Source organism: Malikia granosa, assembly GCF_002980595.1.
GTDB classification, from domain to species: domain Bacteria; phylum Pseudomonadota; class Gammaproteobacteria; order Burkholderiales; family Burkholderiaceae_C; genus Malikia; species Malikia granosa.
In genome coordinates this window covers 1-24,981 of record NZ_PVLQ01000064.1, presented here as the reverse complement: position 1 = coordinate 24,981, position 24,981 = coordinate 1, and the positions used below count along the sequence as shown (strand labels likewise).

Below are 24,981 nucleotides of genomic sequence, written 5' to 3'. Positions count from 1 at the left end.
TCCCGCGGGACCGAGGCTGCCGGACGACGCGGAAAACCGCTCAGGCCGCGAGCTGCGCGTGCAGTTCCTGCACCGAGTAGACCGCCAGGTTGTCGAGGTACTTCATGCCCTCGACCGCCGCTTCGGCACCGGCAATCGTCGTGAAGGTGGTGACGCGATTGAGCAGCGCGGTGGTGCGGATGTAGCGCGAGTCCACGATCGCGTTGCGGCGCTCCTCGACCGTGTTGATGACCATGGCGATCTCGCCATTCTTGATCATGTCGACGATGTTGGGACGGCCCTCGGCCACCTTGTTGACCACGCCGCAGGCGATGCCTTCGGCATTGATCGAGGCCGCCGTGCCACGGGTCGCGACGACCTCGAAGCCGAGCTCGACCAGGCCGCGGGCGATGCCGACCGCGCGCACCTTGTCGTTCTGCTTGACCGACAGGAAGACCTTCTTGACGCCGTCGCTGGCGCGCGGCAGCTTGGTGCCGGCGCCGAGCTGGCTCTTGACGAAGGCTTCGCCGAAGGTCTTGCCCACGCCCATGACCTCGCCGGTCGACTTCATCTCGGGGCCGAGGATGGTGTCGACGCCCGGGAACTTCACGAACGGGAACACGGCTTCCTTGACGCTGAAGTAAGGCGGAGTCACTTCCTTCGTGATGCCCTGAGCGGCCAGGGTCTGGCCGGCCATGCAGCGCGCCGCGACCTTGGCCAGCTGGATGCCGGTGGCCTTGGAGACGAAGGGCACGGTGCGCGAGGCACGCGGGTTGACTTCCAGCACGTAGATCACGTCCTGGCCGTTCTGCTTCTGCACTGCGAACTGCACGTTCATCAGGCCGACCACGTTGAGCGAGGCGGCCATCGCGGCGCTCTGGCGCTTGATCTCGGCCACGGTCTCGGCGCACAGGCTGTAGGGCGGCAGCGAGCAGGCGGAGTCGCCCGAGTGCACGCCGGCTTGCTCGATGTGCTCCATCACGCCGCCGATCAGGGTCTGGCCCTCATGGTCGCGCAGGCAGTCGACATCGCACTCGATCGCGTCGTTCAGGTAGCGGTCGAGCAGCACCGGGCTGTCGTTGCTGACCTTGACCGCCTCGCGCATGTAGCGCTCGAGGTCGCGCTGCTCGTGCACGATTTCCATCGCGCGGCCACCCAGCACATAGCTCGGGCGCACCACCAGCGGGTAACCCAGCGCAGCGGCCTTCTCCAGCGCCTCGGTCTCGGTGCGAGCGGTGGCGTTGGGCGGCTGGCGCAGGCCGAGCTCGTGCAGCAGCTTCTGGAAGCGCTCGCGGTCCTCGGCCGCGTCGATCATGTCGGGGCTGGTGCCGATGATCGGCACGCCTTCGGCTTCCAGGCCGAGCGCGAGCTTCAACGGGGTCTGGCCGCCGTACTGGACGATCACGCCGGCCGGCTTTTCCTTGTCGACGATCTCGAGCACGTCTTCCAGCGTCAGCGGCTCGAAGTACAGGCGGTCCGAGGTGTCGTAGTCGGTCGAGACGGTCTCGGGGTTGCAGTTGACCATGATGGTCTCGTAGCCGTCCTCGCGCATGGCGAGCGCGGCGTGGACGCAGCAGTAGTCGAACTCGATGCCCTGGCCGATGCGGTTCGGACCGCCGCCCAGCACCATGATCTTCTTCTTGTCGGTGGGCGCAGCCTCGCACTCCTGTTCGTAGCTCGAGTACATGTAGGCGGTGTTGGTCGCGAACTCGGCGGCGCAGGTGTCGACCCGCTTGTAGACCGGGCGCACGTTGAGGGCGCGGCGCTGGTCGCGCACGGCCTTCTCGCTGGTTTTCAGCAGCTTGGCCAGGCGGCGGTCGCTGAAACCCTTCTTCTTCAGGATGCGCAGCGTGTCGGCGTCGATCGAGGCCAGCGCGCCCTCGCCCTTGTCGGCGGCGATCTGGTCGAGCTGCAGCTCGATCTTGACGATCTCCTCGATCTGGACCAGGAACCAGCGGTCGATCTTGGTCAGGTTGAACACCTCATCGAGCGACCAGCCGGCCGCGAAGGCGTCGCCCACGTACCAGATGCGGTCCGGACCCGGGGTGCCGAGCTCGCGCTCGAGCGTCTCGCGGTCCTGGGTCTTCTCGTTCATGCCGTCGACGCCGACTTCCAGGCCGCGCAGCGCCTTCTGGAACGATTCCTGGAAGGTGCGGCCCATCGCCATCACCTCGCCGACCGACTTCATCTGGGTGGTCAGGCGGTTGTCGGCGGTCGGGAACTTCTCGAACGCGAAGCGCGGGATCTTGGTCACGACATAGTCGATCGAGGGCTCGAACGAGGCCGGGGTCGCGCCGCCGGTGATGTCGTTCTTGAGCTCGTCGAGCGTGTAGCCGACCGCCAGCTTGGCCGCGACCTTGGCGATCGGGAAGCCGGTCGCCTTCGATGCCAGTGCCGACGAACGCGAGACGCGCGGGTTCATCTCGATCACGATCATGCGGCCGTCGGCCGGGTTGACCGAGAACTGCACGTTGGAGCCGCCGGTGTCGACACCGATCTCGCGCAGCACCGCCAGCGAGGCGTTGCGCATGATCTGGTACTCCTTGTCGGTCAGGGTCTGCGCCGGCGCGACGGTGATCGAGTCGCCGGTGTGCACGCCCATCGGGTCCAGGTTCTCGATCGAGCAGACGATGATGCAGTTGTCCGCCTTGTCGCGCACCACTTCCATCTCGTACTCTTTCCAGCCCACCAGCGACTCCTCGATCAGCAGCTCGGTGGTCGGAGAAGCCTCCAGGCCGCGCTTGCAGATGATCTCGAACTCTTCCGGGTTGTAGGCGATGCCGCCGCCGGTGCCGCCGAGCGTGAAGCTCGGGCGGATCACGGTCGGGAAGCCGACGCTGCGCTGGACTTCCCAGGCCTCTTCCATGCTGTGCGCGATGCCCGAGCGCGCCGAGCCCAGGCCGATCTTGGTCATCGCGTCCTTGAACTTCAGGCGGTCCTCGGCCTTGTCGATCGCCTCGGGGGTGGCGCCGATCAGCTCGACCTGGTACTTGTCGAGCACGCCGTGGTGCCACAGGTCGAGCGCGCAGTTGAGCGCGGTCTGGCCACCCATGGTCGGCAGGATCGCGTCCGGACGCTCCTTGGCGATGATCTTCTCGACCGTCTGCCAGGTGATCGGCTCGATGTAGGTGACGTCGGCGGTGGCCGGGTCGGTCATGATCGTCGCGGGGTTGCTGTTGATCAGGATGACCTTGTAGCCCTCCTCGCGCAACGCCTTGCAGGCCTGCACGCCCGAATAGTCGAACTCGCAGGCCTGGCCGATCACGATGGGACCGGCGCCGATGATGAGGATGCTCTTGATGTCTGTGCGCTTAGGCATTTTTGTTCTTCTCCATCAGTGCCGTGAAGCGGTCGAACAGGTAGGCGATGTCGTGCGGGCCGGGCGAGGCTTCCGGGTGGCCCTGGAAGCAGAAGGCCGGCTTGTCGGTGCGCTCGAGGCCCTGCAGCGTGCCGTCGAACAGGCTGATGTGGGTCGGGCGCAGGTTGGCCGGCAGCGAGTCGAGCTCGACCGCGAAGCCGTGGTTCTGGCTCGTGATGCTGACCCGGCCGGTATCGAGATCCTTGACCGGATGGTTGGCGCCATGGTGGCTGTTGACCATCTTGAAGGTCTTGGCGCCCGAGGCCAAGGCCATGATCTGGTGGCCCAGGCAGATGCCGAACAGCGGGATGCCGGTCTCGATCAGCTCTTGCGTGGCGGCGATCGCGTAGTCGCAGGGCTGCGGGTCGCCAGGGCCGTTGGACAGGAAGATGCCGTCGGGCTTGTGCTTGAGCACCTCGGCCGCCGGCGTCTTGGCCGGCACCACGGTGACCTTGCAGCCGCGCGAGGCCAGCATGCGCAGGATGTTGAGCTTGACGCCGAAGTCATAGGCCACGACATGGAACTTAGGCGCGGTCTGCTCGCCGTAGCCCGGGGTGCCGTCTGCCCGCGCCAGCTGCCACTCGGTCTGGGTCCAGACATAGGGCTGCTGCGTGGTCACGACCTGGGCCAGGTCCTGACCCTTCATGTCGGGGGCGGCCTGGGCGGCGGCCACGGCCTGGGCCTTGATCGCCTCGGTCACCTCGACACCGGCTTCCAGGCCGATGATGGCGCCGTTCTGGGCGCCCTTCTCGCGCAGGATGCGGGTCAGCTGGCGCGTGTCGATGTCGGCAATCGCCACCGTGCCTTCGCGCTTGAGGTAGTCGCCCAGGGTCAGGGTCTGACGGAAGTTGGACGAGAGCAGGGGCAGGTCTTTGATGATCAGGCCGGCAGCGTGGACGGCCTTGGCCTCCACGTCTTCCTCGTTGACGCCATAGTTGCCGATATGCGGATACGTGAGGGTCACGATCTGCTGGCGGTAGCTGGGGTCGGTGAGGATTTCCTGATAGCCGGTGATCGAGGTGTTGAACACCACTTCACCGACGGTCTGGCCGGTGGCGCCGATGGAGGCGCCTATAAAGACCGTGCCGTCTGCGAGCGCGAGGATGGCTTTTGCTGGGACGGTAAACACGGGATTCTCCAGTTTGGACGCACCTATGCCCGGGGAGTGCAACGACGTCTTTTCCAGGGAGGCTGGCAAGGGTTTGCCGACAGGTGCGCGAGGTTAGGGTAAACCTGATGATTATACCTCGGGGCCATGGCCTGGGCAGCGCAAAAATTTTCCTAGCAGATCTACATGACAGCAGGCTGTCTGCAGTCCGCGCTGCGCGCCTCGCTCAGGCGATGCGGGCGGCGCTGGCGTGCAGGCAGACCGCTGCCGCCGCCGCGGCATTGAGCGACTCCTCGCCACCGGGCTGAACGATGCGCAAGGTCATGGCGGCGCGCGCGAGCAACGCATCGCTGACGCCCTGCCCTTCATGGCCGAGCAGCCAGGCGCAGGGCCAGGGCAGCTCGGCGCGATGCAGGAATTCGCCCCGGTGCGGGCTGGTCGCCAGCAGCGGCACCTGCAAGGCCTCGAGGTCGAGCTCGGACAGGCCCTCGCGCAACTGCAGCGCGAAATGCGCGCCCATGCCGGCGCGCAGCACCTTGGGCGACCACAGCGCTGCCGTGCCCTTGAGCGCAAGCACCTGCCTGAAGCCCATCGCCGCCGCGCTGCGCAGGATGGAGCCGACATTGCCCGGGTCCTGCAGCCGGTCGAGCACGACGCTGGGCAGCCCGGGCTCGAGCGGCGTGGCCGCCGGCAAGGCGTAGACGAAGCCCATCGCGGCCGGCGACTCGAGCGAGCTGATCTGCGCCATCAGACCGTCGGCCAGCACCACGCGCCGCACCGAGGGGTCGAGCTCCCATTGCGCCACCTGGGCCTGCGCCGACTGCGCCAGCACCACCGCCTGCGGCTGCAGGCCGCGCGCGAGCAGGGCACGGCACAGATGGTCGCCCTCGAGCCAGACCTGGCCCAGCTTGCGGTAGGCCGCGCCGTCCTGCGCCAAGGCGCGCAACTTCTTGACCCACGCGTTGTCGCGCGAGCTGATGATCTCGGGGTTCATGTGAGCAGGGTGGCGATCGCCACGGCGTGAAAGGGATTGATGCCCAGCGGGCTGCGCTCGGCCTGGGCCACGGGGGCAAAGCTGCGCCGATGCTCGGGACAGGGGCCGTGCACGCGCAGCGCCTGCAGATGCTCGGCCGTGCCATAGCCCTTGTGGCGGGCGAAGCCGTACTGCGGATAGCGCTGGTCGAGCAGTTCCAGCCCGCGGTCGCGCGTGACCTTGGCCAGGATCGAGGCGGCCGAGATCGACGCCACCTTGGCGTCGCCCTTGACGATGGCCTCGGCCCGCATCTCGAGCAGCGGCAGCCGGTTGCCGTCGACCAGCACCAGGCCGGGCTTGAGGCGCAGCCCGGCGACCGCGCGCTGCATCGCAAGCAGGGTCGCCTGCAGGATGTTGAGGCGGTCGATCTCCTCGACGCTGGCCTGGGCCACGCAGCAGCACAGCGCCTTGGCCCGGATCTCGTCGTAGAGCTGGTCGCGCCGCGCGGCACTGAGCTTCTTGGAGTCGGCCAGGCCGGCGATCGGCTGGCGCTCGTCCAGGATCACGGCAGCCGCCACCACCGGACCGGCGAGCGGGCCGCGGCCGGCCTCGTCCACGCCGGCGACCAGCGCGGGCTGCTCCCAGTCGAAGGCGGCCTGTTCAAGCGGCAAGGACTTGCTCGATCGCATCGCAGGCCAGCCGGACCGTGTCGCGGCTCAGTTCACCGTGCAGGCGGACGAAGCGCTGGCGCAGCGCCTCGCGCCGGGCCTGCGTCGCCTGGTCATCGGCGAGCCAGGCCAGGGTTTCGCGTGCCAGCGCGGCCGGCGTGGCCGCTTCTTGCAGCAGCTCGGGCACCAGGAACTCGCCGGCCAGGATATTGGGCAGGCCGACCCAGGGCTGCAGCATCTTGCGCTGGTGCAGCTTCCAGGACAGCCAGTTCATGTGATACGCGATCACCATCGGGCGCTTGAACAGCGCGGCCTCCAGCGTCGCGGTGCCGCTGGCAATCAGCGTGGCGTCGCAGGCAGCCAGCGCCGCGTGCGAGCCGCCGCGCGTGAGCTGCAGCGCTTCGCCCAGGCCGGCGCGCGTGACCAGCTGCTCGATGCGCGCGAACTGCGCCGGCACCGCCGGCAACACGAAGCGCAGCCCGGGCTGCTCGCGCAGCATCAGGCGCGCGGCCTGCAGGAAGCGCGGCAACAGATGCTCGATCTCGGCGCTGCGGCTGCCCGGCAGCAGCGCGACCACGCGCGCGTCCGGCGCCAGGCCAAGCCCGGCACGCGCCGTGGCTTGGTCCGGCTCGAGCGGGATCAGCGGCGCCAGCGGATGGCCGACATAGGTGGCGGCAATGCCGTGGCGCGCCAGCAGCTCGGGCTCGAACGGGAAGATGCACAGCACATGGTCGGTGCAGCGGCGGATCTGCTCGACCCGCTCGGGCCGCCAGGCCCAGACCGCGGGGGCAACGAAATGCACCGTCCTGATGCCGGCCGCGCGCAGGTCGCCTTCCAGGTCGAGATTGAAGTCGGGCGCATCGACGCCGATGAACAGCCCCGGCTGGTCGGCCAGCAGGCGGGCTTTCAGCTGGCGCCGGATGCCGACGATCTCGCGGTAGTGGCGCAGCACCTCGACATAGCCGCGCACGGCCAGCTTCTCGCTCGGCCACCAGCACTGGAAGCCGGTCGCCTCTAGCTTGGGCCCGCCGATGCCGCCGGCCTGCAGGCCCGGCCAGCGCGCCTGCAGCCCGCGCAGCAGCTCGGCCGCGAGCAGGTCGCCGGACGCCTCGCCGGCTACCAGGGCGACGGCCTTCAGGGCAGCGGCCATCAGCGCACGATGCCCCGGTGCTCGGACAGACCGGCCAGGAATTGCTGCATCAGCGCGACATCGGGCGCACTGCCCTCGAAGCGCTGCGGCAGCTCGGCGATGCGCGCCTTGGCCTGCTCGATCGTCAGGTTGTCGCGGTACAGCGCCTTGTGCATGGCCTTGACGGCCGCGAGGCGCTCGGGACCGAAGCCGCGCCGGCGCAGGCCTTCATAGTTCATCGAGCGCGCGCCAGCGGGCTGGCCCTGGCACATCACGAATGGCGGCAGGTCGCCGAACAGCAGCGAGCACATCGCGGTCATCGCATGGGCACCGATGCGCACGAACTGGTGCACCACCGTGAAGCCGCCCAGGATCACCCAGTCGCCGATCTGCACATGGCCGGCGAGCTGCGAATTGTTGGCGAAGATGGTGTGGTTGCCGACCTGCACGTCATGCGCCAGATGGACATAGGCCATGATCCAGTTGTCGTCGCCGACGCGGGTGACTCCGGCATCGCCGGGCGAGCCGATGTTGAAGGTGCAGAACTCGCGGATCGTGTTGCGGTCGCCGATCACGAGCTCGCAGGGCTCGCCCGCGTACTTCTTGTCCTGCGGGATCGCGCCGAGCGAGTTGAACTGGAAGATGCGGTTGTCGCGGCCGATGGTGGTGTGACCCTCGATCACGCAATGCGGGCCGATCGTGGTGCCGGCGCCGACCTTCACATGCGGACCGATCACCGTGTAGGGGCCGACCGTGACCGAGCTGTCGAGCTCGGCCGCGGGATCGACCACGGCGCTGGGGTGGATGTTGCTCACGCCCGCCAGCCTCAGGCGATCTTGCGCATGGCGCACATCAGCTCGGCCTCGCAGGCGACTTCGCCATCGACCCGGCTCACGCCCTTGAACTTGAACATGCCGGCCTTCATGCGTTCGAGCGAGACCTCGAGGATGAGCTGGTCGCCCGGCTCGACCGGACGCTTGAAGCGCGCGCCATCGATGCCGGCGAAGTAGTAGACCGTGTTGTCGTCGGGCGAGGTGCCCAGGGTGTCGAAGGCCAGCAGCGCGGCGGCCTGCGCCAGCGCTTCGAGCTGCAGCACGCCCGGGAACACCGGACGGTGCGGGAAATGGCCGGTGAACTGCGGCTCGTTGACGCTGACGTTCTTGAGCGCCTTGATGGACTTGCCCTTTTCCACCTCGAGCACGCGGTCGACGAGCAGGAAGGGGTAGCGGTGCGGGAGTTGCTTGAGGATCTTGTGGATGTCCATCGTCATGATTGTTTTTCCAATGCTTTGATGCGGTCGCGCAGGCGATGCAGTTGCCTGAGCGTGGCCGCGTTCTTTTCCCAGGAGCGGTTGTCGTCGAGCGGGAACACGCCGCTGTACTGGCCCGGCTGGTGGATCGAGCGCATCACGACCGAGGCGGCCGAGATGTGCACGCCATCGGCCAGCGTCAGGTGACCCAGCACGACGGCGCCGCCGCCGACCGTGCAGTTGGCGCCGATCTTCGCGCTGCCGGCGACGCCGACGCAGCCGGCCATCGCGGTGTTGCGGCCGACCTGCACGTTGTGGCCGATCTGGATCAGGTTGTCGAGCTTGACGCCGTCCTCGAGCACGGTGTCCTCGAGCGCGCCGCGGTCGATGCAGCTGTTGGCGCCGATCTCGACCCGGTCGCCGATGCGCACCGCGCCGAGCTGCTCGATCTTGATCCACTCGCCCTGGTGCTGCGCGAAGCCGAAGCCGTCGGCGCCGATCACGACACCGCCATGCAGGATGCAGTCCGAGCCGACGCTGCAGTCATGGCCCAGCGTCACGCGCGCGGCCAGGCGGGTGCGGGCCCCGACATGGGCACGCCGCTCGAGCACGCAGTGCGCTCCGATGGACGCGCTCGGCTCCACCACCACGCCGGCCTCGATCACGGCAAAAGCCCCGACCGTAACGCCTTCGCCCAGCTGCGCCTTGGGATGGATCACGGCGCTCGGGTGGATCGCCTCGCCTTCGGCCTGCTCGGCCGCCGCGCGCCTGGCCTGCCACCACTGCGTCAGTCGCGCGAAATAGAGGTAGGCATCCGGCGTCTCGATGCAGGCACCGCGGGCAGCGGCCTGATCCAGCAGCGCAGGCGGCACGATCAGCGCACCGGCTCGGGTGCTCGCGATCTGCGACGCATAGCGCGCCTGCGCGACGAAGGACAGCGAGTCCGCCTCTGCGGCCTCGAGCGAGGCCAGGCGGGTGATCGACAAGCCCGGCTCACCATGTAAAACGCCGCCCAGGGCGGCGCAGATCTCGGCCAGCGTGGCGCTCACGGCCTGGCCATCACTTGGCGTTGTTGAGCCCGCTCAGCACCTTGTCGGTGATGTCGAGCTTGGGATTGACGTAGACCGCTTCCTGCATGATCAGGTCGTACTTCTCGGTCTCGGCAACCTGCTTGATGACGCGGTTGGCGCGCTCGAGCACCAGCTGCAGCTCCTCGTTCTTGCGCTGCGCCAGGTCTTCCTGGAACTCGCGGCGCTTGCGCTGGAAGTCGCGGTCGAGCTCGACCAGCTGGCGCTGGCGTGCCGCGCGCTGGCTGTCGGACAGGGTCGGAGCGTCCTTCTCGAGCTTCTCGGAGGCGCTCTTGAGCTGGGCGCCCAGGCCCTCGACCTCGCGCTCGCGGCGCGAGAATTCCTGCTCGAGCTTGGACTGCGCGGCCTTGGCCGTCGCCGCTTCCTTGAAGATGCGATCGGTGTTGACGAAGCCTATGCGCAGCTCGGCCGCCGAGGCCAGAGTGGTACAGCCGAGCGCCAGCGCCGCAATGGCGTGATGCGAAAAAACGCGCTTGAACGATTTCATCAGAAAGAAGTCCCGATCTGGAATTGGATGCTCTGGGTCTTGTCGCCGTCCTGCTTGCGCACCGGACGGGCATAGGCGATTCTAAGCGGGCCGATGGGCGAAATCCAGCTGATGCCGACGCCGGTCGAGGCGCGCAAGTTGGTGAAGTCGACGCTCTCGTCCTCGCCATAGACGTTGCCGATGTCGAAGAAGCCGTACATGCGCAGCGTGCGGTCGTTGCCGGCGCCCGGGAACGGCGCGACCACCTCGGTGTTGAGCACCATCTTCTTGGCGCCGCCGATGTTGGCGAAGGTGCCGTTGCACTTGCCAGTGGCATCCAGGATGCAGGACTTGCCGCCCAGCGTGCCCTGCTCGAAGCCGCGCACCGAACCCAGGCCGCCGCCGTAGAAGTTCTTGAACATCGGGAACGGCTTGCCGCTCAGGCCCTCGCCCCAGCCGGCCTCGGCATTGAAGGCCAGCGTGAACTTCTTGTTCAGCGGAATGTACTGCTGGAACTGGTAGTTGGCCTTGGCATAGCGGGTATCGCCAGCGACGCCCAGCTCGCCGTTGACGCGCTGCAGGCGGCCCATGGTCGGCACCAGTGCGCTGTCGCGCGTGTCGCGGCCCCAGCCCACGGTCAGCGGCACCGAGGTCGGCGAATCGCCGAAATTGCGGATGTACTCGTTGTAGGCGCTCGGCATGCCGGTGCCCGGATCGATCTTGGTCTGCTCGATGCCGGCGCCGAAGTAGACCGTGTCGGTCTCGGAGAACGGCACGCCGAAGCGCATCGCGATGCCCGGCGTGGTCAGCTTGTAGTTGCCCTCCTGGGTGTCGAGCGGCTGGCTGGTCCGGTAGTAGAGATCGAAGGTGCGCGAGATGCCCTCGGGCGTGAAGTACGGGTCGGTCGTGCTCAGCGAGAGCTGGCGGTTGTACTTGCTGGTGTTGATGTTCAGGCCCAGGTAGTTGCCCGAACCGAACAGGTTTTCCTGCTGGATGCCCGCGATCAGCGACAGCTTCTCGGCCTGCGAGAAACCGGCACCCAGCGTCAGGTTGCCGGTCGGCTTCTCCATCACGCTGACCACCAGATCGACCTGGTCCGGCGCGTCCGGCACCTCGACCGTGTCGACCGCGACCTGGGTGAAGAAGCCCAGGCGGTCGACGCGGTCGCGCGAAAGCTTGATGCGGTCGCTGTCGTACCAGGCCGACTCGAGCTGGCGGAACTCGCGCCGGATCACCTCGTCGCGGGTGCGGTTGTTGCCCTCGACGCTGATGCGGCGCACATAGGCGCGGCGCGACGGCTGGGCGCTGAGCACCAGCGTGACCCGGTTGCTGGCGCGATCGATCTGCGGCTTGGCCTCGACACGGGCAAAGGCGTAGCCGAAGCCGCCGAAATACTCGGTGAAGGCCTTGGTGGTCTGCGCCACGTCCTCGGCGTTGTAGGGCTGGCCGGCCTTGATCGCGACCAGGGACTTGAACTCGTCCTGCTTGCCGAGGTAGTCGCCCTCGAGCTCGACGCTCGAGACCACGTAGCGCTGGCCCTCGGTCAGGTTGATCGTGATCGACATCGCGTCCTTGTCGGGCGCGATCGCAACCTGGGTCGAGTCGATGCGGAACTCGAGGTAGCCGCGCGACAGGTAGTAGCTGCGCAGGGTCTCGAGGTCGGCATTGAGCTTGCTGCGCGAGTAACGGTCGCTCTTGGTGTACCAGCTCAGCCAGCCGCCGGTATCGAGGTCGAACAGGCCGCGCAGGGTGCTCTCGCTGAAGGCCTTGTTGCCGACGATGCGGATTTCCTTGATCTTGGCGACATCGCCCTCGACCACGTTGAAGTTGACGTTGACGCGGTTGCGCTCGATCGGCGTGGCGGTCGCCGTGACCTGGGCGCCATAGAGGCTGCGCGTCAGGTACTGGCGCTTGAGCTCCTGCTCGGCGCGGTCGGCCAGCGCGCGGTCGAAGGGACGGCCATCGGCCAGGCCGATGTCGCGCAGCGCCTTCTTGAGCACCTCGGCATCGAACTCCTTGACGCCGGTGAAGCCGACCTCGGCCACGGTCGGGCGCTCCTCGACGATCACCACCAGCTCGTCGCCGTTGACCTGCAGCCGCACGTCGGAGAACAGGCCCAGGCCGAACAGGGCGCGGATCGCGGCCGTGCCCTTGTCGTCGCTGTACTGGTCACCGACGCGGAACGGCAGCGAAGCGAACACGGTGCCGGGCTCGACCCGCTGCAGGCCCTCGAGGCGGATGTCGCGCAGCTGGAACGGGGCGACGGCCCAGGCCGGCAAGGCGGCCAGCAGGGTGGAGGCGAGCGCGCCCATGGCAACCGAGCGCATGCGGAAAAGGGAGTTCTTCATGGAAACAGGATTTCAGCCCAACAGTCGGGCGATGTCATTGAAAACGGCCACGCTCATGAGCGCCAGCAGTATGGCCATTCCGGCGCGTTGCAGCCGTTCCAGCCATGGATCAGGAATGGGACGGCCGGTCACGCCCTCGATCAGATAATACAACAGGTGACCACCGTCAAGGACCGGCAGCGGCAGCAGGTTGAGCACGCCCAGGCTGACGCTGACCAGGGCCAGGAAGGACAGGTAGGCCACCCCGCCCAGGCTGGCCGACTTGCCGGCATATTCGGCGATCGAGAGCGGGCCGCTGAGGTTGTCGAGCGAGGCCTGGCCCAGCACCATGCGCCCCATCATGCCCAGGCTCAGGCCGGCGACCTCGCCGGTGCGGCGCAGGCCCTGCAGCAGGCCGCCGAGGAAATCCTCCTGCAAGGTCACCATCTCGGGCGGCGCACCGACGAAGGCGCCGATGCGCCCGACCCGCTGCTCGCCCTCGCCTTGCGGTTCTGGGCGCACCGTCAGTTCCAGCCGGTTGCCCTGGCGCTCGAGCACCCAGGCCTGCACCAGGCCATTGCCTTGGCGGTCCAGGCCGGTCCTGATGAGCTGGCGCAGCTGCTGCGCATCGTGCACGACCTGGCCATCGACGCTCAGCACCAGGTCGCCGGCCCGCAGGCCTGCACGGGCCGCAGCACCCTGCTCGAGCAGTTCGCCCAGCACCGGCGCCGACCAGGGTGCGACGATGCCGATGCGGGCCAACAGCTCGGCATCGGCATCGGCCGGCCTCAGCACAGACAGGGGCAGGCGGTATTCGTCCGTTGCCGACTGCGGCGCCGAACCGGCCCAGAGCGTCAGGTCCTGGCCTGACAGCGCAGCTTCGGTCAGCGCCCAGCGCAACTGCTCGAAGGATTCGACCTCCTGCTCCGGCTCGCCATCGAGGCTCAGGCGCTGCACCCACTGGCCGCTGCGCAGGCCGGCCTGGGCCGCCAGCGTGCCGGCCGCCGGCTCGGACAGCACGGCGCGGGCCTGGGGCAGTCCGATCCAGGACACCGCGGCATAGAGCAGCACGGCCAAGCCCAGATTGGCCAGCGGACCGGCCGCGACGATGGCTGCGCGCGCGCGCAGCGGCTGGTTGTTGAAGGCCAGGTGGCGCTCCGGGGCCTTTACCTCGGCCTCGCGCTCGTCGAGCATGCGCACATAGCCGCCCAGCGGCAGCAGGCAGAGCGTGAACTCGGTGCCGCTGCGCCCCTGCCGGCGCAGCACGACCGGCCCGAAGCCGATCGAGAAGCGCAGCACCTTGACGCCGCAAGCCAGTGCCATCCGGTAGTGGCCCCATTCATGGACGGCGATCAGCAGCGCCAGGGCCGCGACAAAGGCGAGCAGGGTCAGCATCGCCGCCGCTCAGTGGCAACGGGCCACGCGCTCGGCCGCCAGGGCGCGGGCCCGGGCGTCGATCGCAAGCAGGTCGTCGAGGCCATGCGGCGCAGCCGGCTGGTAATGCTCGAGCGTGGCGCGATTGACCTGGTGGATCTGGTCGAAGCGCAGCCGGCCATCCAGGAAGGCCGCCACCGCGATCTCGTTGGCGGCATTGAGCACCGCCGTCGTGCCCGGCACGGCCTTGAGCGCCTCCCAGGCCAGGAACAGGCCGGGAAAGCGGGCCGGATCGGCCGGCTCGAAGGTCAGCGCGCTCAGGCGCGCGAAGTCCAGCGCCTCGGCGCCCGACTCGATGCGCTGCGGCCAGCTCAGGCCATAGGCGATCGGCACCCGCATGTCGGGCGTGCCGAGCTGGGCCACGACCGAGCGGTCGCGGTACTGCACCATCGAATGCAGCACGCTCTGCGGGTGGATCACGACCTCGATGCGCTCGGGCGGCAGGCCGAACAGGTAGCGCGCCTCGATCACCTCGAGCGCCTTGTTCATCATGGTCGCCGAGTCGACCGAGATCTTGCGCCCCATGACCCAGTTCGGGTGGGCGCAGGCCTCGTCCGGCGTGACCTTGGCCAGCGTCAGCGGGTCGCGGCTGCGGAACGGTCCGCCCGAGGCGGTCAGGATGATCTTCTCGACCCGCAAGTCCCAGGTCGAGGCATCCTCGGGCAGTGACTGGAAGATGGCCGAGTGCTCGCTGTCGATCGGCAGCAGCGTGGCGCCACCCTGGCGCACCGCCTGCATGAACAGCTCGCCGCCGACGACCAGCGCCTCCTTGTTGGCCAGCAGCAGCTTCTTGCCGGCACGCGCGGCGGCCAGGCAGGGCTCGAGGCCGGCCGCGCCGACGATGGCCGCCATCACCGCATCGACCTCGGGCAGCGAGCTGACCTCGGACAGCGCGGCCGGGCCCGACAGCACCTCGGTCGCCAGCCCCTCGGCCGCCATGCGCTGGCGCAGCTGCGCGGCATGGGCGGGCGAAGCCATGACGGCATAGCGCGGCTTGAACTGCGCGCATTGCGCCAGCAGCAGCTCGACCTGGGTCGAGGCGCTGAGCGCATAGACCTCGAAGCGTTCCGGATGGCGCGCCGCCACGTCCAGGGTGTTCTTGCCAATGGAGCCGGTCGAGCCGAGCACGGTCAGGCGCTGGCGCAGCGGCGGTTGAGTCAGTTGCATGGACGGATTCCGGAAGGATTAGAGGGTGGCCAGCATCATGCCCAGCGGCAGCACCGGCAGCAACGCATCGACCCGGTCGAGCACGCCGCCATGGCCCGGCAGCAGCTGGCTGGAATCCTTGGCGCCCGCGCTGCGCTTGACCAGCGACTCGATCAGGTCGCCGCAGACGCTCATCGCGGTCAGCAACAGCAGGCCGCCGAGCATGGCCAGCGGCCCGATGGCCCAGAGCCGGCCGTAGAGGCTGGCACCCGGGATGCCGTAGTGCAGCTCGAACCAGGTCCAGCCGGCCGCCAGCAGCAGCACGCCGGCCGCGCCGCTGTAGACGCCAGCCCAGCTCTTGCCCGGACTGATGGTCGGCGCGAGCTTGCGCCGGCCAAAGGCCTTGCCGCCGAAATAGGCCGCGATGTCGGCGGTCCAGACCAGGGCCATGATGGAGAGCAGCAGCGCGACGCCCTGGACGCGCGCCTGCGCCATCGCCCACCAGGCCAGCCCGATCAGGAGCAGTCCGGTGCCCAGGCGCAAGGCCTGCGGAATGCGCGGCCAGCCAGCGACACCGGCGCGCAGCAGCAGCGGCGTGGCCAGCAGCCAGGAAACGCCCGTGAGCTGCCACAGCCAAGGCTGCTGGCGCTCCAGGCCGAACTGCCACCAGGCCAGGCCGAGCAAGCCGCCCAGGCCCAGGCCGCAGGCCAGCGCCTTGCCAAAGGCCAGGCCATTGAGCCGACCCCATTCCCAGCCGCCGGCGACGATCAGCAGCAGCGTGAGCAGGCAGAACGGCCGCGGGTCGGAATGAAACAGCGCCGGCAGCAGGACCGCCAGCAACAGCAAGGCGGTGATGATTCTTTGCTTGAGCATGGGATCAGGCCGCGTCGGATGAAGCAGCGAGCTGCTCCGAGATCAGGCCGAAGCGGCGCTCGCGGCCGGCATAGCAGGCCAGCGCGCGGTCGAACTCGGCCGCATCGAAGTCGGGCCAGAGCTTGTCGGAAAAGAAGAATTCGGAATAGGCCGACTGCCAGAGCAGGAAGTTGCTGATGCGCTGCTCGCCGCCGGTGCGGATCACGAGATCGGGGTCCGGCACATGGGCCAGCGACAGCGCACCCGACAACGAGTCTTCGGTGATGGCCTCGCCGCGCAGGGCCAGCTGCTGCGCGGCCTGCACGATGTCCCAGCGTCCGCCGTAGTTGAAGCAGATGTTGAGCACCAGCTTGTCATTATGCGCAGTCTGCGCGCGCGCCTGCTCGAGGCTGGAGCGTACCAGCTCGGACAAGCCCTGGCGCTCGCCCGGGAACTCCATGCGCACGCCCTGCTCGCCGAGCTTGGGCACTTCGCGCATCAGGCCCTTGACCAGCAGGTCCATCAGGCCCGAGACCTCCTCGACCGGACGCTTCCAGTTCTCGGACGAGAAGGCGAACACCGTCAGCACCGCGATGCCGCGCTGCAGGCACAGCTCGACCATGCGGCGCAGCGACTCGTAGCCCTGCCTGTGACCTGCCAGCCTGGGCAGGAAGCGCTTCTTGGCCCAACGGCCGTTGCCGTCCATGACGATGGCGACATGCCGGGGCATGGCGGCGGGAGACTTGACGGCTTTTGGCTTGAACATGCAGCGGGGTCTGGTCGGGGGCTGGCCGGAAACGGCCTCAGAAGGCCATCAGGTCCTGTTCCTTGGCCGCGACGACCTTGTCGATCTCGGCGATCATGCGGTCGGTCAGCTTCTGGATCTCGTCGGTGCTGCGGCGCTCGTCATCCTCGGAGGCCAGCTTGTCCTTGACCAGCTTCTTGACCGCCTCGTTGGCATCGCGGCGCAGGTTGCGCACGGCCACCTTGGCATGCTCGCCCTCGGCGCGCACGACCTTGGTCAGCTCCTTGCGGCGCTCCTCGGTCATGGCGGGAATCGGCACCCGGATCAGGTCGCCCTGCGAGGACGGGTTCAGCCCCAGGTCGGACTCGCGGATCGCCTTCTCGATCTTGGCGCCCATGCCCTTTTCCCAGGGCGCGACGCCGATGGTGCGCGCGTCGAGCAGGGTCAGGTTGGCGACCTGCGACATCGGCACCATCGAGCCCCAGTACTCGACCTGGATGGTGTCGAGCAACTGCGGATTGGCGCGGCCGGTACGGACCTTGGCCAGGTTGTGCTTGAGCGCCTCGAGCGAAGCGTTCATCTTGTGTTCGGCGTTCTTCTTGATTTCAGACAATGCCATCTTGCACCTCTTGCTACTGTGTTGCTGGATCAGACGTGGACCAGCGTGCCTTCGTCGGCGCCCATCACGACCCGACGCAGCGCGCCCGGCTTGAAGATGCTGAAGACCTTGATCGGCAGCTTCTGGTCGCGGCAGAGCGCAAATGCGGTCGCGTCCATGACCTCGAGCTGGCGCGTGATCGCCTCGTCGAAGCTGATGCTCGAGTACAGCGTGGCAGCCGGGTCCTTCTTCGGGTCGGCGGTATAGATGCCGTCGACCTTGGTCGCCTTCAGCACGATGGCGGCACCGATCTCGGCACCGCGCAGCGCGGCGGCGGTATCGGTGGTGAAGAAGGGGTTGCCGGTGCCGGCCGCGAAGACCACCACCTTGCCCTCCTCGAGGTACTGCAGCGCCTTCGGACGCACATAGGGCTCGACCACCTGGTCGATCGCGATCGCGGACATCACGCGCGCCTTGACGCCGACCTTCTCGAACGCATCGCCGAGCGCGAGCGAGTTCATCACGGTGGCCAGCATGCCCATGTAGTCGGCCGTGGCACGGTCCATGCCAACCGAGCCGCCCGCCACGCCGCGGAAGATGTTGCCGCCGCCAATGACCACCGCCACCTCCACGCCGAGCCGGGTGACCTCGGCCACCTCCTCGACGATGCGCACGATGGTCGAGCGGTTGATGCCGAAGGCGTCATCGCCCATCAGGGCTTCGCCGGAGAGTTTCAGGAGGATGCGCTTGTAGGCTGGCATAGGCTTGGGATCTGGTTGATATCCGGTGGATTTTAGGGCTTCAGCGCGACAACGGCCGACCCCGCGAAGGGCCGGCCGTGCATTTTCCCGGTCTGGCCGGCCGGCATTGCGCCGGCAGCTGCCATGGAACCGGGCAGGAGGGGATCAGGCGCCCTGGGTGGCAGCAGCGACCTGGGCCGCGACTTCAGCCGCGAAGTCGTCGACCTTCTTCTCGATGCCCTCGCCGACCACGAACATGGTGAAGCCCTTGACGGTGGTGTTGGCGGACTTCAGGTAGGCAGCCACGGTCTGCTTGCCATCGGCGGCCTTGACGAAGACCTGGTCCAGCAGCGAGACTTCCTTCAGGTACTTCTGGATCGAACCTTCGATCATCTTGGCGACGATCTCGGCCGGCTTGCCGGACTCGGCAGCCTTGGCTTCGGCGACCGAACGCTCCTTGGCGACCAGCTCGGCCGGCACGTCGGCGGAGGACAGCGAGACCGGCTTCATGGCGGCGATGTGCATCGCGGTGTCCTTGGCGGCGGTGGCGTCGCCGTCGAACTCGACCATCACGCCGATGCGCACGCCGTGCAGGTAGGCAGCCAGCTGTCCACCGTCGGCGTAGCGCTTGAAGCGGCGGATCGACATGTTCTCGCCGATCTTGCCGATCAGGCCCTTGCGGACTTCTTCCACGGTCGGGCCGAAGCTCTCCAGGGTCAGCGGCAGCTCGGCGATGGCAGCGACGTCAGCCGGGTTGTGCTTGACGACCAGCTCGGCGACCTGGTTGCAGAAGGCCAGGAACAGGTCGTTCTTGGAGACGAAGTCGGTTTCGCAGTTGATCTCGACCAGGGCACCGGTGTTGCCGTCGATGAAGCTGGCGATGACGCCTTCGGCGGTCACGCGGCTGGCAGCCTTGCCGGCCTTGTTGCCGAGCTTGACGCGCAGGATCTCTTCGGCCTTGTCCATGTTGCCTTCGGCTTCGGTCAGGGCCTTCTTGCACTCCATCATCGGGGCGTCGGTCTTGGCGCGCAGTTCGGCGACCATGCTAGCGGTGATTGCAGCCATCTTGTTTCTCCGTTCGGGTCCGTGATGGAACCCAGTGTTGCACTGTCAGATGAAAATTTGCTTGCAAAAAAGGGGCTCGCGAGCCCCTTTTCTGAGTGGGTGCCCGTGATCAGGCAGCGTCTTGCACTTCGACGAACTCGTCGCCAGCCGGTGCGGCCTTGACGACTTCAGCGCCGGCAGCATTGCGGCCTTCGATGATCGCGTCGGCGATGCCACGAGCGTACAGGGCGACGGCCTTGGCCGAGTCGTCGTTGCCCGGGATCACGTAGTCGATGCCTTCGGGGTTATGGTTGGTGTCAACCACGCCGATCAGCGGGATGCCCAGCTTCTTGGCTTCGGACACGGCGATCTTGTGATAGCCGACGTCGACGATGAAGATGGCGTCCGGCAGGGCAGCCATGTCCTGGATGCCGCCGATGTCCTTCTCGAGCTTCTCGATCTCGCGGGTGAAGGTCAGCTGTTCCTTCTTGGACATGCTTTCCAGACCGGCTTCCTTCTGGGCTTGCATGTCCTTCAGGCGCTTGATCGAGGTCTTGACGGTCTTGAAGTTGGTCAGCATGCCGCCGAGCCAGCGCTGCTCGACGTAGGGCACGCCAGCGCGGTCTGCTTCGAGGGACACGATGTCGCGCGAGGTGCGCTTGGTACCGACCATCAGCACGGTGCCGCCGTTGGCGGTCAGCTGGCGCACGAACTTGGCAGCCTCCTCGAACAGCGGGAGGGTCTTTTCCAGGTTGATGATGTGGATCTTGTTGCGGTGACCGAAGATGAACGGAGCCATCTTGGGGTTCCAGAAGCGGGTTTGGTGACCGAAATGGACACCGGCTTCCAGCATTTCGCGCATGGAGATAGACATGGTTTAATTTCCTGAGGTTGGGGCTTAAATCAGGCCCATCATCGCGGCTGGATGCCGGCGACACCTGGTCGGGCCTGTTTGCGGTTGAGTCCTGCTTCATGCGACGCCGGATGCGCCACAATTTGCAAAACCCGACGATTGTAACACCTCCAGAGCCACCGATGCTGCGTCTAGATCCCGCCTGCTGCCTGCCCCCACTCCCGCTGCACGGCAGCGCCGCGAGCCGGACGATAGAACAGGCCGCGCTCGCCGGCCTGCCGCCGCACCACTTGATGCAGCGCGCCGCCCATTCGGTCGCCGCCCTGGCCCGGGCGCTGCAGCCCCATGCGCGCCGGGTCTGGGTCGCCTGCGGGCCGGGCAACAATGGCGGCGACGGCCTGCTGGCAGCGGCCCTGCTGCGGACGCAACTGCCGCAGACACAGGTGACGGTCAGCTGGCAGGGCGACGCGGCCCGACTGCCCGACGACGCCCGCCATGCGCTGCAGCAGGCGCGCGCCGCCGGGCTGGAATTCTGCGCCCAGCCGCCCGAGGACTTCGACCTCGGCATCGACGCGCTGCTGGGGCTGGGCGGGCGTGGCCTGGGAGCAGGCCCGATGGCCGACTGGATGCGGGTGCTGCAACGGACCCGCGCCACCGTGCTGTGCGTGGACCTGCCCAGCGGGCTGGACTGCGACAGCGGCGCCTGGCTCAACCCCTTCGAGGCCAGGCCGATGGGGCCGCGCCATACCCTGTCGCTGCTCACGCTCAAGCCCGGCCTGTTCACCGCCGACGGCCGGGACGCGGCCGGACAGGTCTGGCTCGACCGGCTCGGCGTCGCTTGCGACCTGGCACTACCCGACGCCTGGCTGAACACGGGCACCGAGCCTGGACCGACGCGCCAGCAGCGCCATGGCGCGCACAAGGGCAGCCATGGCGACCTGCTCGTGCTCGGCGGCCAGGATGTCTCGGTCGACGGCAACGGCATGAGCGGCGCGGCGCTGCTGGCCGCCCGCGCCGGCCTGCAGGCCGGCGCGGGCCGGGTCTATCTGGGCCTGCTTGGAGCCGGACCGGCCACGCCGGCGCTCGATCCGCTCTGGCCGGAACTGATGTTCCGCCCGGCGCAAGCCAGCGCCGAGGGCGAGCTGGCGCGCCAGGCGACGACCGTCTGCGGCTGCGGCGGCGGCCAATCGGTGCGCGCGGTGCTGCCGGCCCTGCTCGAGCAGTCGCCACGCCTGGTGCTAGATGCCGACGCGCTGAACGCGCTGGCGCAACAAGCCGACTGGCGCGCGCAGCTGAGCCAACGGCTGGCGCGCGGCCAGTACAGCATCCTGACGCCTCATCCGCTCGAGGCAGCGAGGCTGCTGGGCTACAGCAGCACCCAGGTCCAGGCCAACCGGCTGCAGGCGGCACGTCAGCTGGCGCAGCAGTTCCAGTGCGTGGTCGTGCTCAAGGGCTCGGGCAGCGTGATCGCGGTACCGGGACAGAGCCCCTTCATCAACCCGACCGGCAACGCCCTGCTCGCGACCGCCGGCACCGGCGATGTGCTCGCCGGCATGGTGGGCGCCTACTGGGCCCAGAACGCACAGGCCCAGCGACCGGACAGGACGGTGGCTGTCATGCCATTTCATGGCCTGGACAGCAATCAGGACAGCGGCCTGCTGCTGGCGCTGCAGGCCGCCTGCCAGGCGGCCTGGCAGCATGGCACGCTGGCCGACCGCTGGCCGCAAGGACGCGGCCTGCGCGCTGGCGACCTGCTCGCCGACCTCACACCCTGGCCGGGCTGACGCATCACGCAAGGATGGGCCAAGGCCATCAAGATCGGCCAGCGCCCAGAAGCGCCAGCGAACTCAGCCCAGCGCCAGCAACAGCACCTGGAGCAGCACGACCAGCACCAAGGCCGACAGGTCCACGCCGCCGACCAGGGGCAGGCGGCGGCGCAGCGGCTGCAGCAAGGGCGCGAGCAGGCGACCCAGCACGCCGCCGATCGGCGAGAAGGGCTGGACCCAGCTCATCAGCGCATAGACCAGCGTCATCACCAGCAAGCCCTGCAGCACGGTGCGCAGCAGGAACAGCAGGGCCTGCGCCGGCAGGGTCCAGACCCAGGACAGCAGATCGACATCCGGCAGCAGGAGCAGCGCCAGCAGATGCAGCAACAGGGCATGGCCCAGCGCCAGCAACGCAGCCGCCGCCAGGCTGGCCCAGTCCAGGCGAGCCTGGCGCAAGCCATTGGGCAGGGCGCGGCGCAGCGGCTTGACCAGCCAGTCGCTGACCGCCATCACGAAGCGGCCGGGCTGCTCGGTCATGCGCAGCCGGCACTGGTTCATCCAGGCGCGCAGCAGTGCCGCGCCGACCAGCAGGAAGAACAGGTTGTCGATCAGAAAGACGAGTATCTGCATCTCAACGCTTGCCCTTGCGCGACTTGCCCGCCGGCGAAGATGCACCGCGACCCGCCGACTTGCCTGCGAACTTGCCACCCGACCAGCTGCCCGACGGGGCCGCTTGACCGGCTTCACCCGCCCTGGGCTTGCGCTTGCGCGCCACCCGGGTCGATCCGCCCTCGCCCTCAGGCGCAGCGCTGCCCTTCTTGTCGCGCAGCGCACGCGCCACCAACTCCTCGCCCTCGCGCACCAGGCGGAAGTCGATGCGTCGGCCATCGAGGTCGACCCGGCTGACCTGCACCCGCACCGGGGTGCCGAGCGCGTAGCGGATGCCGGTGCGCTCGCCGCGCAGCTCCTGGCGCGCCTCGTCGAAGCGGTAGTACTCGCCGCCGAGCTCGGTGATATGCACCAGGCCCTCGACATACAGGCTGTCGAGCGTGACGAACAGGCCGAAGCTGGTCGCCGCGCTGACCTTGCCGCTGAACTCCTCGCCCAGGTGCTCGCGCATGTACTTGCACTTGAGCCAGGCCTCGACATCGCGGCTGGCCTCGTCGGCCCGGCGCTCGTTGGCGCTGCAATGCAGGCCGGCGGCCTGCCAGGCCAGCAGCTCGGCATTGGGCTTCCTGGCCCGCACCGGCTTGTCACCCGGAGCCGGCGGCTTGACCCGGTCGGCCAGCCGCTTGGCCAGCTTGAGCTGGGCCTCGCCCGGCGTCGGCAGGTTGGGCAGCGAATACTTGCGCTCGCCCAGGATGCACTTGATCACGCGGTGCACCAGCAAGTCGGGATAGCGCCGGATCGGACTGGTGAAATGGGTATAGGCCTCGAAGGCCAGGCCGAAATGGCCCTCGTTGTTGGGCGAGTAGATCGCCTGCGACATCGAGCGCAGCAGCATCTGGTGGATCTGCGGCGCATCGGGTCGCTCGCTGGTGGCGGCGGCGATCTGCTGGAACTCGAGCGGCGACGGCTCGTCGCTGACCTGGTAGGGCACGGCCAGCGCCTTGAGGTACTGGCGCAGCACGTCGATCTTGAGCGGGGTCGGCCCCTCGTGGACGCGGAACAGGCCCGGGTGCTTGCCATGCTGGATGAACTCGGCCGAGCAGACGTTGGCCGCCAGCATCGCCTCCTCGATCAGCCGGTGCGCGTCGTTGCGCGTGCGCGGGATGATCTTCTCGATCTGGCCGACCTCGTTGCAAACGATCTGGGTCTCGGTGGTCTCGAAATCGACCGCACCACGGCGCTGGCGCGCCGACAGCAGGGCCCGGTAGACATCGTGCAGATTGAGCAGGTGCGGCACCAGGGCCTCACGCTGCTGCGCCTCATGACCGCGCGTGTTCTGCAGGATGGCCGCGACCTCGGTATAGGTCAGGCGGCCATGGCTGAACATCACCGCCGGGTAGAACTGGTAGGCGTGGATGTCGCCCTGGGCGTTGATCAGCATGTCGCAGACCATGCACAGGCGCTCGACCTCCGGATTGAGCGAACACAGGCCGTTCGAGAGCTTCTCGGGCAGCATCGGGATCACGCGGCGCGGGAAGTAGACGCTGGTCGCACGGTCGTAGGCATCGATGTCGATGGCGGCACCGGTCTCGACATAGTGGCTGACGTCGGCGATCGCGACCAGCAGCCGCCAGCCCTTGCCGCGCCCGACCTTGGCCGGCTCGCAGTAGACCGCGTCGTCGAAGTCGCGCGCGTCCTCGCCGTCTATCGTCACCAGCGGCACGTCGGTCAGGTCGATGCGGTGCTTCTTGTCGGCTGACCTGACCTTGTCGGGCAGCGCCCTGGCCTGCGCCAGCGCGGCATCGGAGAACTCGTGCGGCACGCCGTACTTGCGCACTGCGATCTCGATCTCCATGCCCGGGTCGTCGATCTCGCCGAGCACCTCCTTGATGCGGCCGACCGGCTGGCCATAGAGCGCGGGCGGCTCGGTCAGCTCGACCACCACCACCTGGCCCGGCTGGGCCTTGCCCATGCCGCCCTTGGGGATCAGCACGTCCTGGCCATAGCGCTTGTCCTCGGGCGCGACCAGCCAGACGCCGGACTCCTGCAGCAGGCGCCCGATGATCGGGGCGCTCGATCGTCCGATGATCTCGGTCACCCGGCCCTCGGGTCGGCCGCGGCGGTCCTGCCGCACCACCTGGGCCCGGACCCGGTCGCGGTGCAGCACGGCACGCATCTCGTTGGGCGGCAGGTAGACATCGGGCTGGCCGTCGTCACGCACCACGAAACCGTGGCCGTCGCGGTGGCCATTGACCTGGCCCTCGAATTCAGTCAGTAAGATAGGTTTTTCTTTCACTCGGCTTTTGTACTCGCAATATTCCGCGCTATACTAGCGGCTTCCTGAGATGCCCAGGTGGCGGAATTGGTAGACGCACTAGTTTCAGGTACTAGCGGGTAACTCCGTGGAGGTTCGAGTCCTCTCCTGGGCACCAAAGACTGTAGCACTCATTTGCTGCGCTTTGGGCATATCTCAAGAAACAAACCCTGAAAGCCCAGGTGGCGGAATTGGTAGACGCACTAGTTTCAGGTACTAGCGGGTAACTCCGTGGAGGTTCGAGTCCTCTCCTGGGCACCATACATGAAACCCTGCAGATCTCACGGTCTGCAGGGTTTTTCGTTTTCGCCACACTTTCATTCCTACTCACCGCCGGCACACCAGCCCAGGGCAGCAACTGCCCGGCAGCCAGACGCCGCACCGCACCGCACCGCACCGCACCGCACCGCACCGCACCGCACCGCACCGCACCGCACCGCAAGAAATTTTCAAACTTTTTTCGGTGCTGTCAAAAATCCGAAAAATCCGGGATAGAATAGTGGCTTCCTGAGATGCCCAGGTGGCGGAATTGGTA

The 24,981-nt window shown here is 67.8% G+C and carries 21 protein-coding genes, 2 tRNA genes and 1 pseudogene; 3 read left to right on the top strand and 21 right to left on the bottom strand.

Annotation, left to right across the window (positions count from 1 at the left end; all coding sequences use genetic code 11):
* Window positions 1–40 precede the first annotated feature (40 nt).
* From carB to rpsB, 18 genes are all read right to left on the bottom strand, one after another.
* Window positions 41–3,298, bottom strand: coding sequence for a carbamoyl-phosphate synthase large subunit (gene carB / locus C6P64_RS14025; protein WP_105749175.1), 3,258 nt, complete (start codon window positions 3,296–3,298; stop codon window positions 41–43).
* The gene (gene carA, locus C6P64_RS14020; protein ID WP_105749174.1) at window positions 3,291–4,466 is read right to left on the bottom strand and encodes a glutamine-hydrolyzing carbamoyl-phosphate synthase small subunit; all 1,176 of its coding nucleotides are present in this window, start codon (window positions 4,464–4,466) and stop codon (window positions 3,291–3,293) included. Before carA ends, carB begins: the two co-directional genes overlap by 8 nt.
* Window positions 4,467–4,671: 205 nt before the next feature.
* Window positions 4,672–5,439, bottom strand: a complete 768-nt coding sequence (locus C6P64_RS14015; RefSeq protein ID WP_105749173.1) for a TrmH family RNA methyltransferase — start codon at window positions 5,437–5,439, stop codon at window positions 4,672–4,674.
* Window positions 5,436–6,107 carry a ribonuclease HII gene (gene rnhB, locus C6P64_RS14010; protein WP_105749172.1) on the bottom strand — a complete coding sequence of 224 codons (672 nt, stop codon included), beginning with the start codon at window positions 6,105–6,107 and terminating at the stop codon, window positions 5,436–5,438. The genes C6P64_RS14015 and rnhB overlap by 4 nt, the downstream gene beginning before the upstream one ends.
* The gene (gene lpxB / locus C6P64_RS14005) at window positions 6,079–7,236 is read right to left on the bottom strand and encodes a lipid-A-disaccharide synthase (protein WP_105749171.1); all 1,158 of its coding nucleotides are present in this window, start codon (window positions 7,234–7,236) and stop codon (window positions 6,079–6,081) included. Before lpxB ends, rnhB begins: the two co-directional genes overlap by 29 nt.
* On the bottom strand, window positions 7,236–8,030 hold the full coding sequence (gene lpxA / locus C6P64_RS14000) for an acyl-ACP--UDP-N-acetylglucosamine O-acyltransferase (RefSeq protein ID WP_105749263.1): 795 nt from the start codon (window positions 8,028–8,030) through the stop codon (window positions 7,236–7,238). The genes lpxB and lpxA overlap by 1 nt, the downstream gene beginning before the upstream one ends.
* Window positions 8,031–8,041: 11 nt before the next feature.
* Window positions 8,042–8,479: a 3-hydroxyacyl-ACP dehydratase FabZ gene (gene fabZ / locus C6P64_RS13995; RefSeq protein ID WP_105749170.1), complete on the bottom strand. Its 438-nt coding sequence runs from the start codon at window positions 8,477–8,479 to the stop codon at window positions 8,042–8,044.
* 2 nt (window positions 8,480–8,481) lie between these two features.
* Window positions 8,482–9,513, bottom strand: coding sequence for a UDP-3-O-(3-hydroxymyristoyl)glucosamine N-acyltransferase (gene lpxD / locus C6P64_RS13990; protein ID WP_105749169.1), 1,032 nt, complete (start codon window positions 9,511–9,513; stop codon window positions 8,482–8,484).
* A 10-nt stretch (window positions 9,514–9,523) separates the two neighbouring features.
* Window positions 9,524–10,039 carry an OmpH/Skp family outer membrane protein gene (locus C6P64_RS13985; protein WP_105749168.1) on the bottom strand — a complete coding sequence of 172 codons (516 nt, stop codon included), beginning with the start codon at window positions 10,037–10,039 and terminating at the stop codon, window positions 9,524–9,526.
* Entirely contained in the window at window positions 10,039–12,366 is a 2,328-nt protein-coding gene (bamA, locus tag C6P64_RS13980) for an outer membrane protein assembly factor BamA (protein ID WP_105749167.1), read from the bottom strand. Before bamA ends, C6P64_RS13985 begins: the two co-directional genes overlap by 1 nt.
* Window positions 12,367–12,378: 12 nt before the next feature.
* Window positions 12,379–13,740: an RIP metalloprotease RseP gene (rseP, locus tag C6P64_RS13975; protein WP_105749166.1), complete on the bottom strand. Its 1,362-nt coding sequence runs from the start codon at window positions 13,738–13,740 to the stop codon at window positions 12,379–12,381.
* 9 nt (window positions 13,741–13,749) lie between these two features.
* Window positions 13,750–14,925, bottom strand: a complete 1,176-nt coding sequence (gene ispC, locus C6P64_RS13970; protein ID WP_105749262.1) for a 1-deoxy-D-xylulose-5-phosphate reductoisomerase — start codon at window positions 14,923–14,925, stop codon at window positions 13,750–13,752.
* Window positions 14,926–14,964: 39 nt separating this feature from the next.
* Window positions 14,965–15,798, bottom strand: coding sequence for a phosphatidate cytidylyltransferase (locus tag C6P64_RS13965; protein WP_105749165.1), 834 nt, complete (start codon window positions 15,796–15,798; stop codon window positions 14,965–14,967).
* Between the two features lie 4 nt (window positions 15,799–15,802).
* Window positions 15,803–16,543 carry a polyprenyl diphosphate synthase gene (gene uppS, locus C6P64_RS13960; RefSeq protein ID WP_105749164.1) on the bottom strand — a complete coding sequence of 247 codons (741 nt, stop codon included), beginning with the start codon at window positions 16,541–16,543 and terminating at the stop codon, window positions 15,803–15,805.
* A gap of 37 nt (window positions 16,544–16,580) precedes the next feature.
* A complete protein-coding gene (gene frr, locus C6P64_RS13955) occupies window positions 16,581–17,141 on the bottom strand; it encodes a ribosome recycling factor (RefSeq protein WP_105749163.1) in 561 nt (186 codons plus the stop codon).
* 29 nt (window positions 17,142–17,170) lie between these two features.
* Window positions 17,171–17,881 carry a UMP kinase gene (gene pyrH / locus C6P64_RS13950; protein WP_105749162.1) on the bottom strand — a complete coding sequence of 237 codons (711 nt, stop codon included), beginning with the start codon at window positions 17,879–17,881 and terminating at the stop codon, window positions 17,171–17,173.
* Window positions 17,882–18,025: 144 nt separating this feature from the next.
* A complete protein-coding gene (gene tsf, locus C6P64_RS13945; RefSeq protein WP_105749161.1) occupies window positions 18,026–18,925 on the bottom strand; it encodes a translation elongation factor Ts in 900 nt (299 codons plus the stop codon).
* Between the two features lie 109 nt (window positions 18,926–19,034).
* Window positions 19,035–19,778 (bottom strand): 30S ribosomal protein S2, encoded by a 744-nt coding sequence (gene rpsB, locus C6P64_RS13940; RefSeq protein WP_105749160.1) that lies wholly within the window; start codon window positions 19,776–19,778, stop codon window positions 19,035–19,037.
* Window positions 19,779–19,939: 161 nt separating this feature from the next.
* Between rpsB and C6P64_RS13935 the strand changes: the two genes are divergently transcribed.
* Entirely contained in the window at window positions 19,940–21,541 is a 1,602-nt protein-coding gene (locus C6P64_RS13935) for an NAD(P)H-hydrate dehydratase (protein ID WP_105749159.1), read from the top strand.
* A gap of 63 nt (window positions 21,542–21,604) precedes the next feature.
* Here C6P64_RS13935 and C6P64_RS13930 read toward each other — a convergent pair whose 3' ends face one another.
* The gene (locus tag C6P64_RS13930; protein ID WP_105749158.1) at window positions 21,605–22,153 is read right to left on the bottom strand and encodes a YggT family protein; all 549 of its coding nucleotides are present in this window, start codon (window positions 22,151–22,153) and stop codon (window positions 21,605–21,607) included.
* Between the two features lies 1 nt (window position 22,154).
* The gene (rnr, locus tag C6P64_RS13925) at window positions 22,155–24,428 is read right to left on the bottom strand and encodes a ribonuclease R (RefSeq protein WP_105749157.1); all 2,274 of its coding nucleotides are present in this window, start codon (window positions 24,426–24,428) and stop codon (window positions 22,155–22,157) included.
* A 51-nt stretch (window positions 24,429–24,479) separates the two neighbouring features.
* Between rnr and C6P64_RS13920 the strand changes: the two genes are divergently transcribed.
* Both C6P64_RS13920 and C6P64_RS13915 read left to right on the top strand, forming a co-directional pair.
* A tRNA-Leu gene (locus C6P64_RS13920) sits at window positions 24,480–24,564 on the top strand.
* A gap of 58 nt (window positions 24,565–24,622) precedes the next feature.
* A tRNA-Leu gene (locus C6P64_RS13915) sits at window positions 24,623–24,707 on the top strand.
* Between the two features lie 66 nt (window positions 24,708–24,773).
* On the opposite strand, the pseudogene C6P64_RS18355 reads toward C6P64_RS13915, so the two are convergent.
* Window positions 24,774–24,981 (bottom strand): annotated as a pseudogene (locus C6P64_RS18355) (hypothetical protein); the annotation flags it as partial.

What these genes read in the sequence shown, in the direction of transcription:
- carB (WP_105749175.1), bottom strand. Translation starts at nt 3,298, where the DNA reads ATGCCTAAGCGCACAGACATCAAGAGCATCCTCATCATCGGCGCCGGT.
- C6P64_RS14015 (WP_105749173.1), bottom strand. Translation starts at nt 5,439, where the DNA reads ATGAACCCCGAGATCATCAGCTCGCGCGACAACGCGTGGGTCAAGAAG.
- rnhB (WP_105749172.1), bottom strand. Translation starts at nt 6,107, where the DNA reads ATGCGATCGAGCAAGTCCTTGCCGCTTGAACAGGCCGCCTTCGACTGG.
- lpxB (WP_105749171.1), bottom strand. Translation starts at nt 7,236, where the DNA reads ATGGCCGCTGCCCTGAAGGCCGTCGCCCTGGTAGCCGGCGAGGCGTCC.
- fabZ (WP_105749170.1), bottom strand. Translation starts at nt 8,479, where the DNA reads ATGGACATCCACAAGATCCTCAAGCAACTCCCGCACCGCTACCCCTTC.
- C6P64_RS13985 (WP_105749168.1), bottom strand. Translation starts at nt 10,039, where the DNA reads ATGAAATCGTTCAAGCGCGTTTTTTCGCATCACGCCATTGCGGCGCTG.
- bamA (WP_105749167.1), bottom strand. Translation starts at nt 12,366, where the DNA reads ATGAAGAACTCCCTTTTCCGCATGCGCTCGGTTGCCATGGGCGCGCTC.
- rseP (WP_105749166.1), bottom strand. Translation starts at nt 13,740, where the DNA reads ATGCTGACCCTGCTCGCCTTTGTCGCGGCCCTGGCGCTGCTGATCGCC.
- C6P64_RS13965 (WP_105749165.1), bottom strand. Translation starts at nt 15,798, where the DNA reads ATGCTCAAGCAAAGAATCATCACCGCCTTGCTGTTGCTGGCGGTCCTG.
- uppS (WP_105749164.1), bottom strand. Translation starts at nt 16,543, where the DNA reads ATGTTCAAGCCAAAAGCCGTCAAGTCTCCCGCCGCCATGCCCCGGCAT.
- frr (WP_105749163.1), bottom strand. Translation starts at nt 17,141, where the DNA reads ATGGCATTGTCTGAAATCAAGAAGAACGCCGAACACAAGATGAACGCT.
- pyrH (WP_105749162.1), bottom strand. Translation starts at nt 17,881, where the DNA reads ATGCCAGCCTACAAGCGCATCCTCCTGAAACTCTCCGGCGAAGCCCTG.
- tsf (WP_105749161.1), bottom strand. Translation starts at nt 18,925, where the DNA reads ATGGCTGCAATCACCGCTAGCATGGTCGCCGAACTGCGCGCCAAGACC.
- rpsB (WP_105749160.1), bottom strand. Translation starts at nt 19,778, where the DNA reads ATGTCTATCTCCATGCGCGAAATGCTGGAAGCCGGTGTCCATTTCGGT.
- C6P64_RS13935 (WP_105749159.1), top strand. Translation starts at nt 19,940, where the DNA reads ATGCTGCGTCTAGATCCCGCCTGCTGCCTGCCCCCACTCCCGCTGCAC.
- C6P64_RS13930 (WP_105749158.1), bottom strand. Translation starts at nt 22,153, where the DNA reads ATGCAGATACTCGTCTTTCTGATCGACAACCTGTTCTTCCTGCTGGTC.